Raw genomic sequence first — 13759 nt, forward strand, 5'->3', positions numbered from 1 at the left:
AAAGGAGCTTTCATGAGCTGGTTGGATAAACTCCTGCCCCCCAAGATTCAACAGACCGACCCCAGCACCCGCAAGGGCATCCCTGAGGGTTTGTGGGTCAAGTGCCCGTCGTGCGAGTCCACCCTGTACCGGACCGACGTCGAGGCCAACCTGCACGTCTGCCCCAAGTGCGACCACCATATGCGAATCGGCGCGCGGGCGCGCCTGGACGCGCTGCTCGACGCCGAAGGCCGCTATGAGATCGGCCAGGAGATCGTGCCGGTCGACGCACTGAAGTTCAAGGATTCCAAGAAGTACCCGGACCGCATCAAGGCCGCCATGGAAGACACCGGCGAGACCGATGCCATGGTGGTGATGGGCGGTGCCATCCACACCATCCCGGTGGTGGCGAGCTGCTTCGAGTTCGAGTTCATGGGCGGCTCGATGGGCTCGGTGGTGGGCGAGCGCTTCGTGCGCGGCGCGCAGGCCGCGCTGGAGCAGAAGGTGCCGTTCATCTGCTTTACCGCCACGGGTGGCGCGCGCATGCAGGAAAGCCTGCTGTCGCTGCTGCAGATGGCCAAGACCACCTCGATGCTGAACAAGCTGAGCGAGGCCAGGCTGCCGTTCATCAGCGTGCTGACCGACCCGACCATGGGCGGCGTGTCGGCCAGCTTCGCCTTCCTGGGCGACGTGGTGATCGCCGAGCCCAAGGCGCTGATCGGCTTTGCCGGCCCGCGCGTGATCGAGCAGACCGTGCGCGAGAAGCTGCCGGAAGGCTTCCAGCGTTCGGAATTCCTGCTGACCAAGGGCGCCATCGACATGATCGTCGACCGCCGCAAGCTGCGCGCGGAACTGGCGCAGCTGCTTGCGCTGCTGCAGAAGCAGCCCGCCGACGCGGTCGCATAACAACGTCTGCATGGCAGATCAAGGGCGCGGGTGGTTGACGCGCCTTTCGCTTTTTTTGGCCGCTTTTCTTAGCCACATTCTTGGTCGCCATATCGGACTGGGCACAAGCCCGGCCTTGACTTTGCCGCTGGCTGGCCAAATCTGGTAGCAACAGCTTTCCTCGCACCCCACATGCCTGTCTTCCATACGCTCCCCGAATGGCTTGCCCATCTCGAAACCGCCCATCCCGTGGGCATCGACATGGGCCTGGCGCGCATCACGCGCGTGAAGGAGGCCCTCGGGCTGCGCATCGACGCCGTGGTATTCACGGTGGGCGGCACCAACGGCAAGGGCTCTACCTGCGCCATCCTCGAGCGCATCCTGCTCGAGGCCGGCTACAAGGTGGGCTGCCATACCTCGCCGCACCTGATCTCGTTCAACGAGCGCGCCCGCATCAATGGCGAGATCGCCACCGATGCGCAGCTGCTGCCGCATTTCGAGGCGGTCGAGCGCGCGCGCAACAGCTTTGCCGACCCGATCAGCCTGACTTACTTCGAGTTCACCACGCTGGCGATCATCCATGCCTTCGCCGCGGCCGGGCTTGACGCGATCATCCTGGAAGTCGGCCTGGGCGGGCGGCTGGATGCGGTCAACGTGATCGATACCGACTGCGCCATCGTCACCAGCGTCGATATCGACCATACCCAGTACCTGGGCCACACGCGCGAGGAAATCGGCTTCGAGAAGGCCGGCATCTTCCGCCCGGGCGTGCCGGCGATCTGCGGTGATCCGATGCCGCCGAAGTCGCTGGTGGCGCACGCCGAGGCCGTTGGCGCCGAACTGTGGCTGTTGGGGCGCGACTACCATTTCCACGCCGCCAAGGGCCAGGAGCGCCAGCAATGGGACTGGAGCGGTGGCGGGCGCAAGCTCAACGGCCTGGGTTACCCGGCCCTGCGCGGCGCCAACCAGCTGCTGAACGCGGCGGCGGCGCTGGCCGCGCTGCAGGCCATGCGCCCGCGCCTGCCGGTGAGCGCGCAGGAAGTGCGCAACGGGCTGGCCTTCGTCGAACTGCCGGGCCGCTTCCAGGTGCTGCCGGGCCGACCGGCGGTGATCCTGGACGTGGCGCACAATCCGCATGCGGCGGCCACACTGGGGCAGAACCTGGAGAATATGGGCTTCTTCCGCTACACCTATGCGGTGTTCGGCGCGATGCAGGACAAGGACATTGCTGGGGTGCTGCAGCACGTGGCCGACAAGGTCGACCACTGGTGCCTGTGCGACCTGCCGACCGAGCGCGCGGCCAGCGCCGCGGACCTGCTGGCCAAGCTGGAAGCCGGCGGATTCCAGTCCGGCCCGGATGCCACCGCGGCCTGCTTTTCCAGCCCCGAGGCGGCATTCCGGGATGCCATCGAGCGAGCCACCGAGAATGATAGAATTCTGGTCTTCGGATCGTTCTATACCGTCGCCGGCGTGATGGCCTATCGTGCCACGCAGGCTAACTGAAGCAGGCGCCCCGGCGCCCGCTGACCTGGCAACCCCGGCGGCCTTGGCCGATCACTGAGCGGCAAACGCAACGAGCGGTCCACGTGGCCGTATCACCGAACCAATCTATGGGCCTGCTTTCGCTGTTTTCTTCCCGCAAGGGCAACGACCCGGCACCCGAGCGTGCGCGGCGCCAGCGCACCGACACGGGTGCTGGCATCGCCTCGTCGCGCCGCCTGGCCGATGAGTGTGCCGACGACACGCTGGACCCCGAATTCCCACAGAAGCAGCGCGCGCGCCGCCGCCTGATCGGCGCCGTGGTGCTGATGGTGGCTGCCGTGATCGTGCTGCCGATCGTGTTCGAGACCAAGCCGCGGCCGGTTTCCGAGGACGTCTCGGTCAAGGTTACGGGCGGGCAGGGGGCGCAGAAGCCCCGCGTCGAGCCGCGCAAGGCCGATCCGCTGCCGCCGGCGGCGCCGGCCGCTCGCAACGACGCCGCGGCGGCGCTGGACGCCGGCGAGGAAATCGTCAACCCGCCGAAGCCCGCGGCCACGGTCGCGGCCGCTTCCGCCGACAAGCCCGCGCAGCGCGCCGAGGCCAAGCCCGAAGCCAGGCCGGGCAGCGGCAAGTACCTGATCCTGATCGGCGCCTTCTCTTCCGAAGAGCGCGCCAAGGGCTGGCTGGCCAAGCTCAAGGCGAGCAAGGTCCCGGCCTATGTCGAAAAGAAAGTGCTGGCCGATGGCGAACGCATCCTGCTGCGTGCCGGCCCCTTCAGCGACCGCGATGCCGCCGACGCCGCCGACAAGCGCGTACGGGCAGTGGGGCTGGCCTCGAAGGTCGTGGAACAGTAAAGGGCAGCCACGGCCGGTGCCTGTGCCCGGCCGCAAGCAACGATGCAGCCGACTTTCTTCGACTATGCCGTGGTCTTCATCCTGCTGGCCTCGGGCCTGCTCGGCGTGCTGCGCGGCCTGGTGCGCGAGGTGCTGTCGCTGATCGGCTGGGTGGTGGCGTTCTGGGTGGCGTTCCGCTATGGCGCGACGGCCGCGGGCTGGATGCCTGAATCGATGCCCGGCGGCGAGCTGGCCCGCCATGCGCTGGGCTTCGTGGTGCTGCTGATCGGCACCGTGCTGGGCGCCTCGCTGGCCGGCATGGTGGTCGGGCAGCTGCTGGAGAGCACCGGGCTCAAGCCCGCCGACCGCGGGCTGGGACTGATGTTCGGCCTGCTGCGCGGCGTGCTGCTGGTGATGGTGATGGTCACGCTGGCGAGCCTGACCAAATTGCCGGAGGAAGCGTTCTGGCGCGACGCGGTGAGCCGCCCATACGTGATGCAGGCCATGGAGTCGCTCAAGCCATGGCTGCCGCCGGAACTGGCGAAGTACGTGAAGACATAAGGCCGGGCACGTTGCCCGGCTGGTAGTAACGCAGGCCTTGGGGTCCGGAGGATATGCCGGGCCGGGCTGCGCCCCCTGAATCAAAGCCTTTCCTGGGAGCTTGGCATGTGCGGTATCGTCGGTGTGGTGTCATCCACGCCCGTCAACCAATTGATTTACGACAGCCTGCTGTTGTTGCAACATCGCGGACAGGATGCTGCCGGCATCGCCACCGCCAACGGCAGTACCTTCCACATGCACAAGGCCAACGGCCTGGTGCGCGATGTCTTCCGCACCCGCAACATGCGCAGCCTGCCCGGCGCCGCCGGTATCGGCCAGGTGCGCTATCCGACCGCCGGCTCGGCATCCAGCGAGGAGGAGGCGCAGCCGTTCTACGTGAATGCGCCGTACGGCGTGATCCTCGCGCATAACGGCAACCTGACCAACTGGGAGCAGCTGCGCGAAGAAATGTTCCGCCGCGACCGCCGCCACATCAACACGCATTCGGACACCGAAGTGCTGCTGAACGTGCTGGCCGACGAGCTGCAGCGCGCCAGCAACGGCATGGCGCTGGACCCTGACACGATCTTCACGGCGGTCAGCGGCCTGCACCGCCGCGTGCGCGGCTCGTATGCCATCGCCGCGCAGATCGCAGGCTACGGCATGCTGGCGGTGCGCGACCCGTTCGGCATCCGCCCGCTGTGCCTGGGCAGTGTCGAGACCCCGACCGGCAAGGAATGGATGGTGGCGTCGGAGTCGGTGGCGCTGGAAGGCATCGGCTACAAGCTCGAGCGCGACGTGGCGCCGGGCGAGGCCATTTTCATCGATCTGGACGGCAAGCTCTACACCAAGCTGTGCGCCGAGAACGCGGTGCTGACGCCGTGCATTTTCGAGTACGTCTACCTGGCCCGCCCGGATTCGTGCATCGACGGCGTGCCGGTCTATGACGCGCGCCTGCGCATGGGCGACTACCTGGCCGAGAAGATCCGCCAGGAAGTGTCGGCCGGCGATATCGACGTGGTCATGCCGATCCCCGATTCCAGCCGTCCGGCCGCGATGCAGGTGGCCAACCGCCTGGGCGTGAACTACCGCGAAGGCTTCTTCAAGAACCGCTATATCGGCCGCACCTTCATCATGCCTGGCCAGGCGGTGCGCAAGAAGTCGGTGCGCCAGAAGCTCAACGCCATGGGCGTGGAGTTCAAGGGCAAGAACGTGCTGATCGTCGACGACTCGATCGTGCGCGGCACCACCTCGTTCGAGATCGTGCAGATGGCGCGCGACGCCGGCGCCAACAAGGTGATCTTCGCCTCGGCCGCGCCGCCGGTGAAGTACCCCAACGTGTACGGCATCGACATGCCGACCCGCAGTGAACTGGTGGCCCACAATCGCACGCACGAAGAGATCGCCAAGATCATCGGCGCGGACAAGCTGGTGTACCAGGACGTGGAAGCGATGAAGCAGGCGGTGCGCGATATCAACCCGGCGCTGAAGGACTTCGATGCTTCGTGCTTCGATGGCCGCTATATCACCGGCGATATCGACGAGGCCTACCTGACCCGCCTGGAAACGGCGCGCAGCCAGGCCGACCGCGATGGCACCAATGGTGACACCGAGCGCTCGCAACTGCACCTGCAGCGCTCCGGCGGCAACGAGTAAGCCGCGCCGCGCGAGTCTGCCTGTTCGTGCGCGTTGACTAACGCGAAGCCCGGCCGTAACATGGCCGGGCGTCGATTTGATAGTCAGCTTGCGGACGCGGGTACAGCCCGAAACAGCTAAAGAGATGGTGGTCAGCAACGATTCCCGATGCGCAGTGCCTTCCCGGCGCCGCGATTCCCGGAAGCCGGCCGCCACAGCCTGAAGCCAAAGGCCATTCGCAAAATCAGCAAGCCCGTCGATCCGACCACCCGATCGCACGGGCTTTTTTCATGGCCGCGCGCCGCCCCTCCGGACCGGTGCGCAGCTTGTCGAAACCATCGCATTCGCGCGGGTACGACCGCGCCACCAGCATGAACGAACCGCTCAACCCCGAATCGCTCGGCATCGACACTCTTGGCGTGCGCGCCGGCACGCTGCGCAGCGAATTCATGGAGCACTCCGAGGCCATGTACCTGACCTCGAGCTTCTGCTTCGGCAGCGCGGCCGAGGCCGCCGAACGTTTCGCCAACTCGGAAGAGGGCTTCACCTACTCGCGCTTCACCAACCCGACGGTGTCGATGTTCCAGTCGCGCCTGGCCGCGCTGGAAGGCGCGCAGGCCTGCATGGCGACCGCCTCGGGCATGAGCGCAATCCTGTCGGTGGTGCTGTCGTCGATGCAGGCGGGCGACCACCTGGTCAGCTCGCGCGCGATCTTCGGATCGACCATGACCCTGTTCGGCAATATCTTCTCGAAGTTCGGCGTCGAGACCACCTTTGTCGATCCCAGCGACCTGAACGCCTGGCGTGCCGCGGTGCGCCCGAACACGAAGCTGTTCTTCCTGGAAACCCCGTCGAACCCGCTGACCGAAGTGGCCGACATTGCCGCCGTGGCCGACATCGCCCACGACGCGGGCGCGCTGCTGGTGGTCGACAACTGCTTCTGTTCGCCGGCGCTGCAGCAGCCGATGAAGTTCGGCGCCGACATCGTGGTGCATTCGGCCACCAAGCATATCGACGGCCAGGGCCGCGTGCTGGGCGGCGCCGTGCTGGGCACGCACGACTACATCATGGGCAAGGTGTTCCCGTTCGTGCGCACCGCCGGCCCGACGCTGTCGGCCTTCAACGCCTGGGTGCTGCTCAAGGGCATGGAGACGCTCGCGATCCGCATGGAACGCCATTCGGCCAGCGCACTGACGCTGGCGCAGTTCCTCGAATCGCATCCGGCAGTGGCGCGCGTGTTCCACCCGGCGCTGAAGTCGCACCCGCAGCACGAGATCGCCATGCGCCAGCAAAGCGGCGGCGGCGCGATCGTGTCGTTCGAACTCAAGGGCGCCACGCCCGAGCAGCAGCGGGCCAATGCCTGGCGCGTGATCGACAACACCCGGCTGTGCTCGATCACCGGCAACCTGGGCGACACCCGCACCACCATCACGCACCCGTACACCACCACGCATGCGCGCGTGAGCCCCGAGGCCAAGGCGGCCGCGGGCGTGGGCGAGGGGCTGATCCGGCTGGCGGTGGGGCTGGAGTCGGTCGAGGACCTGAAGGCCGACCTGCTGCGCGGCCTGGGCGACTGAGAGCGCTTACTGCGCGGGCGGTGGCGACGCAGCGGCATCGTCGCTGCCGGCCACGGCCTTCACGCCAGCGGCCGTGATGTCGTAAGTGGTGCTGACCGCGGTCGTCGCCACGCTGACGGCGGCGGATCCTACGGTTGCCACCGTCGACACCGCGGCGCTGCCCACCGCCACCACCATGCACCCGGCCAGTGACGCCGTCGCGCATGCGGCCGCCAGCGCCAGGACGGTGCGCTGTAAGGTGGCGGTTTCTCCGCTATCGTTGCGCACGTTACGACGCAATCCTGGAAATCGATTTGGCATGGACACTGCTGGCCCTGGCGGGGCTGTTCGAAGTTGTGTGGGCGATCGGCCTCAAGTACACCGAGGGCGTGTGCGGGATTACCGGGCTCAAGCCGGTGGGTAGCGCCTGAGGCCCGGCGTCGGGTAGCTTCAGCGCAGCAGCCGGCGGCGCAGCAGCACCAGGCATACTACCAGCGCCACCACTGCATAGGCGCCCAGCACCGCAAGGTGCAGGCCGGCGCCATCCACCGGACGGCCCAGCATCAGCGGGCGGATCAGCGCCACCGCATGCGCCAGCGGCAGCAGCTTGGTGGCGGCCTGCACGCCTTCGGGCAATTGCTCCAGCGGGAAGAACACGCCTGACAGCAGCAGCATCGGCGTCATCACCAGGGTCTGGTAGAACATGAAGAAGTCGTAGCTGGGCGCCAGCGCGGTGACGATCATCGCCAGCGCGGCAAAGGCAATGCCGGCCAGCACGATCACCGGCAGCGCCAGCAGCGCGCCGGGCATCTGCGCATAGCCCAGCGCGCCCGCCACCAGCATGATGGCCAGCCCGGACAGCACGGCCTTGCTGGCGGCCCAGGCGATCTCGCCCAGCACCACGTCGCCCAGCGTCAGCGGGGCATGCATGATCGCTTCCCAGGTGCGCTGCACATGCATGCGCGAGAACGCCGAATACATCGACTCGAAGCTGGCCGACATCATCACGCTGGACGCGGTGGTGCCGGCCGCCAGGAAGGCGATATACGACACGCCGTTGACCTGGCCCACCATCAGCCCCAGCCCGAGGCCGAGGCCGAACAGGTAGATCATCGGGTCGGCCAGGTTGCCGATCATCGACGGGATGGCCAGCTTCTTCCACACCATGTAGTTGCGGTACCAGACCATCATCCAGTTGCGCAGGTTGCGCGGCAGCAGAGGCTGCGGATAGCGCTGGCGCGGTGCCGCGGCGCCGGTGACCATGGCAGGGGAGGTGTCGGTGGTATCCGCGCGGGGATCCTGTTCGCTCATGTAGTCCCTCGGTTCAGTCCCGCATCTCGCGGCCGGTCAGCTTGAGGAACACGTCCTCCAGGTTGGCCGGGCGATGCAGGTAGCGCACGCCGCTCCTGCCGTGCAGCGCCGCCAGCAGCGGGGCGGGCTCGCGCACATAGCAGAACAGCGTCTCGCCGCTCATCTCAGTGCGCTGCGCCAGCGGCGTCAGGCTGCCGCGCAGCGTGTCCAGTTCATCGCCATAGACCTCTACCACGTCGCAGCCGATCTGGCTGTCGATCAGCTCGTGCGGCTTGCCTTCGGCAATCTTGCGGCCACCGTCGATCACGCACAGGTAGTTGCACAGCCGTTCGGCCTCTTCCATGAAGTGCGTGGTCAGCAGGATGGTCTTGCCGCTGGCCATCAGCGACTTCAGGCGCTCCCAGATCAGGTGGCGTGCCTGCGGGTCAAGGCCGGTGGTGGGCTCGTCCATCACCAGCAGGTCAGGGTCGTTGATCAGCGCGCGCGCCACGGTCAGGCGCCGGCGCATGCCGCCGGAGAGGTCGCGCACCTGGGCGTCGGCGCGGTTCTCCAGCCGGGCGAATTCCAGCAGCATCGGCACGCGCCGCTCGATCTCGGCCGACGACAGCCCGAAATAGCGCCCGAAGATGCGCAGGTTTTCGATCACCGAGAAGTCCGGGTCGAGGTTGTCGAACTGCGGCACCACGCCCACGCGCATGCGCGCCTGCGGCGCGCGCTCGGGGATGGGTTCGCCGCACAGCGTCAGCGTGCCCGCCATGGGCGTGGTCAGGCCAAGCAGCAGGCGCAGCGTAGTGGTCTTGCCGGCGCCGTTGGGGCCCAGCAGGCCGAAGCACTGGCCGCGAAATACCTGGAGGTCGAGGTCGTCGACCACGACCGTGTCGCCGTATTGCTTGCGCACCTTGCGCAACTCGAGGATGGCAGTCAAGGCAGGGTCCGGTGTGGCGCCGCACGGGCGCAATATCCGCCATTATGCCGGTCATCGGCGTTGCGCTCAGGTGGCGCAGTGCAGCAAAAAGCCGTGGCCTGCTCCTGTGCGCGGGCATAAAAAAACCGCCAGCGAACTGGCGGTCTTTCTTGCCTGGCAGTACCAGGCGGCGAAGCGTACTGGATCAGTACATCTTCTTCGGCAGCATCTGCATGCGCAGGCGCTTGCGCAGACGTGCTTCGGCGGCCTTCTTCTTGCGCTTGCGCTCGGTCGTCGGCTTCTCGTAAGCGGTACGGCTCTTGAGTTCAACGATCAGGCCAGTCTGCAGAATGGCGCGACGGAAACGCCGCATTGCAACTTCAACGGGCTCACCGGGTTTCAAGACGATCTTAGTCAATTCAGTCCTTTAGGGGATTGCCGCAAGGAGCGGCTGGTTCACACGGGGGGAAACTGCGGTCGCCGGAGCGACTGGTATTGCACGCCGGGCTAATGCCCTGGTGCGCCCCCGCGAACCTGAAAGATGTGGACGTTTCAGTCCGAGCAGCCAGTGTCAGGGGTGATAGCGCCAGGTCCTATACAACTGGAGCCTGACAGTACCGGTTTCCTTGAATGCTATACGCCCGTAACTATGGCATGTATACGACGCCACTGTCAAGAATGCCGTGCAATGCGCGCATGGGGGCAGCATCGGAAATCTCCCAATAGTCTGCTTTGGCGCACTTTGTGTCGCCGCGTGCGTGGCACAATCTGGCTGCGCACCCGCCGCTGCAAGGTGAGGGCGCCCATCATGCCTGAGCCGCGCCAAGCCGACGACCTCCGCCCCGATCCCGACCACCTGCTGCAGCGCATGCAGGCCGCGGGCGAACGCGCCACGCGCGGGCGCCTGCGTATCTACTTCGGCGCTTCGGCCGGCGTGGGCAAGACCTTTGCCATGCTGGCCGCGGCGCGCGCGCAGCGCGAGCAGGGCGGCGACGTGGTGGTGGGCGTGGTCGAAAGCCATGGCCGCGCCGAGACCGAAGCGCTGGTAGAGGGCATCGAGCGCGTGCCGCTGCGCCGCGTCGATCACCGTGGCCGCACGCTGCAGGAATTCGATCTCGACGCCGCCCTGGCACGCCGCCCGACGCTGGTCCTGGCGGACGAGCTGGCGCACAGCAATGCGCCGGGCAGTCGCCATCCCAAGCGCTGGCAGGACATCGCCGAACTGCTGTCGGCCGGCATCGACGTGTGGACCACGATCAATGTCCAGCACCTGGACAGCCTGAACGAGGCGGTCGCCGGCATCACCGGCATCCGCGTGCGCGAGACCGTGCCCGACGCGGTCTTCGACGATGCCGACGAGGTGGTGCTGGTCGACCTGCCCGCCGACGAACTGCTGCGCCGCCTTCGCGAAGGGCGCGTGTATGTGCCCGAGCAGGCCCGCCACGCGGTGCAGCACTTCTTCCGCAAGGGCAACCTGATCGCGCTGCGCGAACTGGCGCTGCGCCGCACCGCCGACCGCGTGGACGACGACGTGCGCGCCTATCGGCAGGAAGCCTCGATCGCGTCGGTCTGGCGCACGCGGGAAGCGGTGCTGGCCTGCATCGGCCACGGCAGCGATGCCGCGCAGGTGGTGCGCAGCGCGCGCCGGCTGGCCGGGCAGCTCGATTGCGACTGCCATGTGGTGACGGTGTCGTTGCCGCGCCTGGCACCCGTGCCCGACGCGCAGCGCGAGCAACTGGACGAAGCCATGCGGCTGGCCGAAGCGCTGGGCGCGCGCATCGAGACCCTGGCCGGCAGCGACATGGTGGCGGCGGTGGCCGGCTATGTCCGGCGGCACAACCTGACCAAGGTATTGATCGGCCGCACGCCGGCGCGCTGGGCCGATGGCGGGCGTTCGCTGGCTGGCCGCGTGCACGCGCTGCTGGCGCGCGCACTGGCGCCATGGCTGGGCGCGCGCGCGTGGTTGTTCGGGCGCAGCAGCTTTGCCGATGCGCTGGCCGCGGCGTGTCCGGAGATCGACGTGATCCGCGTGGCGGCCGACAGCGCCCGACATGAGGTGCCCGGTGACGCACGCGTGCTGCCGGGCACCGAGCCGCCGCAGGACGAAGCCCCGCCCGCGCAGTGGCCGGCCCTGCTGTGGGCGATGGCCTGGTGTGCCGGCGCCACCGCGCTGTCGGCGCTGGCGCGGCCGTGGTTCGACCTGGTCAATATCGCCATGTTGTTCCTGCTGGCGGTGGCGGGCGTGGCGCTGCGCCACGGGCGCACCGCGGCGGCGTTCGCCTCGCTGGTGGCGGTGGGGGCCTTCGATTTCTTCTTCGTGCCGCCGCGGCTGTCGTTTGCCGTCAGTGATGTGCAATACCTGGTGACCTTCCTGGTGATGCTGGCGGTGGGGCTGGTGATCGGCCAGCTCACGGCCGGGCTGCGCGAGCAGGCCCAGGTGTCGGTGCAGCGCGAGACCGACGCGCGCACGCTCTATGAGCTGGCGCGCGAGCTGTCCGCGGCGCTGACCGATGCGCAGATCGTCGCCATCGGCAGCCGCTTCCTGCGTGCGGCGTTCGACGCGCGTGCCGCGTTTTTCCTGGTCGGCATGGACGGCCGGCTGCTGACCGCCGCGACCGATCCCGAGGCCGGCGCCGCAGGCCAGAGCGATGCCGTCGACCATGTGCTGGCGCAATGGGTGTTCACCCACGGCGAGCCGGCCGGCACTGGCACCGACACGCTGCCCTCCGGCACCGTGCTGTACCTGCCGCTGAAGGCGCCGATGCAGGTGCGCGGCGTGCTGGCGGTGGAGCCGCGCGCCTGGCGCGCGTTCGCGCAGCCGGCGCTGCGGCGGCAGGCCGATGTCTTTGCCACGCTGATCGCGATTGCGATCGAGCGGCTGCACTATGTCGAGGTGGCGCAGCAGGCGCTGCTGACGATGGAGTCCGAGCGCCTGCGCAGCTCGCTGCTGGCCGCGGTGTCGCACGACCTGCGCACGCCGCTGACCAGTCTGATCGGCATGGCCGAGACGCTGCAGCGCGGCTCGCCGCCGCTGGCGCCGGCCGTGGCCGAGACCGTCGGCGCCATGCGTGACCAGGCGCGGCGCATGCATGCGATGGTTGCCAACCTGCTCGACATGGCGCGGCTGCAAAGCCGGAGCGTTGCGCTGCACAGGGAGTGGCAGTCGTTCGAAGAGCTCGTCGGCGCTGCGCTGGCGTCGCTGCGCGATGCGCTGGCGCGGCACCGCGTGGTGGTCGCCGACCTGTCGGCGCTGCCGCTGGTGGAGTGCGACGGCGTGCTGATGGAGCGCGTGCTGTGCAACCTGCTGGAGAATGCCGCCAAGTACACCGACCCGGGCACCGAGATCCGCGTGCGCGGCGATGTCGCGGATGACGCCGTGCACCTGATCGTCGAGGACGACGGCCCCGGCGTTCCGGCTGCGATGGCGCGACAGGTGTTCGAGAAATTCACCCGTGGCGAGCGCGAGTCCGCCACCGCCGGGGTGGGCCTGGGCCTGGCCGTGTGCGAGGCCATCGTGCAGGCGCATGGCGGCAGCATCCGCGTGGAGCCGGTACATGCGCGGGTGGGCGCGGAAGGGACCGGAGCACGCTTCGTGGTCACGCTGCCGCGCGGCAATCCCCCGGTGCTGGAGCCGGAAGCGGCCGGCTTGCCGGCCTGAACCCGACCATCATTCAAGGATCCGACGCGTCATGCCATTCGAGTTTTCGCCCACGGTGCTGCTGGTGGAAGACGAGCCCCATATCCGCCGCTTCGTGCGCGCGGCGCTGCAGGACGAGGGCTGCACCGTGCACGAGGCCGAATCGCTGCAGCGCGGCCTGATCGAGGCCGGCACGCGCCAGCCGGACCTGGTGATCCTGGACCTGGGCCTGCCCGATGGCGATGGCGTGTCGATGATCGGCGACCTGCGCACCTGGACCGAGGTGCCGGTGCTGGTGCTGTCGGCACGGACCGGCGAGGCCGAGAAAATCCGCGCGCTCGACGCCGGCGCCGACGACTACCTGACCAAGCCCTTCGGCGTGGGCGAACTGGTGGCGCGTCTGCGCGTGCTGCTGCGTCGTCATGCGCGTTCCGGCGCGCAGGCGCGGGCGCAGGTGGCGTTCGGGGACATTGTTGTGGACCTCGCCAACCGGCAGGTCACGCGGGTGGGCGAGCCGGTGCACCTGACGCCGATCGAATATCGGCTGCTGGCGGTACTGTTGGCGCATCGGGGTAAGGTCATGACTCACCGGGAGTTGCTGCGGGAGGTGTGGGGGCCGTCGCATGCTGACAGCAGTCAGTACCTGCGCGTTTATATGGGGCATCTGCGCCACAAGCTGGAGGCTGATCCGGCTCAGCCGGCTTTTCTGTTGACTGAGATTGGGGTGGGGTACCGGTTTGCTGGGTGATCGGGGCAGGGTGGGCTTGTGGCGAGTGCTGCTGTTTGGGTTGGCGCCGTGCTGTCGGACTGGGCTCTTGGTAGGGGTGGCTGTTTCGCCGGTGTAGCCGGTGGGGCTTCTGCTTGTTGGCTTGGGGATGTGTAGATACTATGAAGGGCCGCGGAGGCAACTCCTGGAGTAAAACGAAGATTCGCACACTCTCGTTTTTCCAAAGGAGCACGCAAATGGACGCGCCTGACACAGCCCTTCATGGGCAGAATA

At 67.7% G+C, this 13759-nt stretch carries 12 protein-coding genes and 1 pseudogene; 9 read left to right on the forward strand and 4 right to left on the reverse strand.

Translation table 11 applies throughout. The annotated features are described in order from the left end of the window. Nucleotides 1-12: 12 nt before the first annotated feature. From accD to DN412_RS35035, 6 genes are all read left to right on the forward strand, one after another. Nucleotides 13-885, forward strand: a complete 873-nt coding sequence (accD, locus tag DN412_RS35010) for an acetyl-CoA carboxylase, carboxyltransferase subunit beta (RefSeq protein ID WP_078197140.1) — start codon at nt 13-15, stop codon at nt 883-885. A gap of 171 nt (nt 886-1056) precedes the next feature. After that, nucleotides 1057-2367, forward strand: coding sequence for a bifunctional tetrahydrofolate synthase/dihydrofolate synthase (gene folC, locus DN412_RS35015; RefSeq protein ID WP_115215759.1), 1311 nt, complete (start codon nt 1057-1059; stop codon nt 2365-2367). A 107-nt stretch (nt 2368-2474) separates the two neighbouring features. Then, complete coding sequence (locus DN412_RS35020; RefSeq protein WP_115215760.1) at nt 2475-3197, forward strand: SPOR domain-containing protein; 723 nt, start codon at nt 2475-2477, stop codon at nt 3195-3197. A gap of 42 nt (nt 3198-3239) precedes the next feature. Beyond that, nucleotides 3240-3737, forward strand: coding sequence for a CvpA family protein (locus DN412_RS35025; RefSeq protein ID WP_115215761.1), 498 nt, complete (start codon nt 3240-3242; stop codon nt 3735-3737). 105 nt (nt 3738-3842) lie between these two features. Next, on the forward strand, nt 3843-5372 hold the full coding sequence (gene purF / locus DN412_RS35030; RefSeq protein ID WP_115215762.1) for an amidophosphoribosyltransferase: 1530 nt from the start codon (nt 3843-3845) through the stop codon (nt 5370-5372). Between the two features lie 350 nt (nt 5373-5722). Then, entirely contained in the window at nt 5723-6928 is a 1206-nt protein-coding gene (locus tag DN412_RS35035) for an O-succinylhomoserine sulfhydrylase (RefSeq protein WP_115215767.1), read from the forward strand. Nucleotides 6929-6934: 6 nt separating this feature from the next. Here DN412_RS35035 and DN412_RS35040 read toward each other — a convergent pair whose 3' ends face one another. After that, on the reverse strand, nt 6935-7195 hold the full coding sequence (locus DN412_RS35040; protein ID WP_244222928.1) for a hypothetical protein: 261 nt from the start codon (nt 7193-7195) through the stop codon (nt 6935-6937). Between the two features lie 26 nt (nt 7196-7221). Here DN412_RS35040 and DN412_RS35045 point away from each other — a divergent pair. Beyond that, a pseudogene (locus tag DN412_RS35045) lies at nt 7222-7296 on the forward strand (SMR family transporter); the annotation flags it as partial. A gap of 61 nt (nt 7297-7357) precedes the next feature. On the opposite strand, the gene DN412_RS35050 reads toward DN412_RS35045, so the two are convergent. The 3 genes from DN412_RS35050 to rpsU form a co-directional block, all read right to left on the reverse strand. Then, on the reverse strand, nt 7358-8218 hold the full coding sequence (locus tag DN412_RS35050) for an ABC transporter permease (protein WP_115215764.1): 861 nt from the start codon (nt 8216-8218) through the stop codon (nt 7358-7360). A gap of 13 nt (nt 8219-8231) precedes the next feature. Next, the gene (nodI, locus tag DN412_RS35055) at nt 8232-9143 is read right to left on the reverse strand and encodes a nodulation factor ABC transporter ATP-binding protein NodI (protein WP_022535960.1); all 912 of its coding nucleotides are present in this window, start codon (nt 9141-9143) and stop codon (nt 8232-8234) included. Between the two features lie 184 nt (nt 9144-9327). Next, nucleotides 9328-9540 carry a 30S ribosomal protein S21 gene (rpsU, locus tag DN412_RS35060; RefSeq protein ID WP_010814647.1) on the reverse strand — a complete coding sequence of 71 codons (213 nt, stop codon included), beginning with the start codon at nt 9538-9540 and terminating at the stop codon, nt 9328-9330. Between the two features lie 390 nt (nt 9541-9930). Between rpsU and DN412_RS35065 the strand changes: the two genes are divergently transcribed. Beyond that, nucleotides 9931-12780 (forward strand): sensor histidine kinase, encoded by a 2850-nt coding sequence (locus DN412_RS35065; RefSeq protein ID WP_115215768.1) that lies wholly within the window; start codon nt 9931-9933, stop codon nt 12778-12780. Nucleotides 12781-12811: 31 nt separating this feature from the next. After that, the gene (kdpE, locus tag DN412_RS35070; protein WP_115215765.1) at nt 12812-13507 is read left to right on the forward strand and encodes a two-component system response regulator KdpE; all 696 of its coding nucleotides are present in this window, start codon (nt 12812-12814) and stop codon (nt 13505-13507) included. Nucleotides 13508-13759: the final 252 nt, after the last annotated feature.

Origin of the sequence: Cupriavidus lacunae, assembly GCF_003353055.1 — a bacterium.
Classification (GTDB): Bacteria; Pseudomonadota; Gammaproteobacteria; order Burkholderiales; family Burkholderiaceae; genus Cupriavidus; species Cupriavidus lacunae.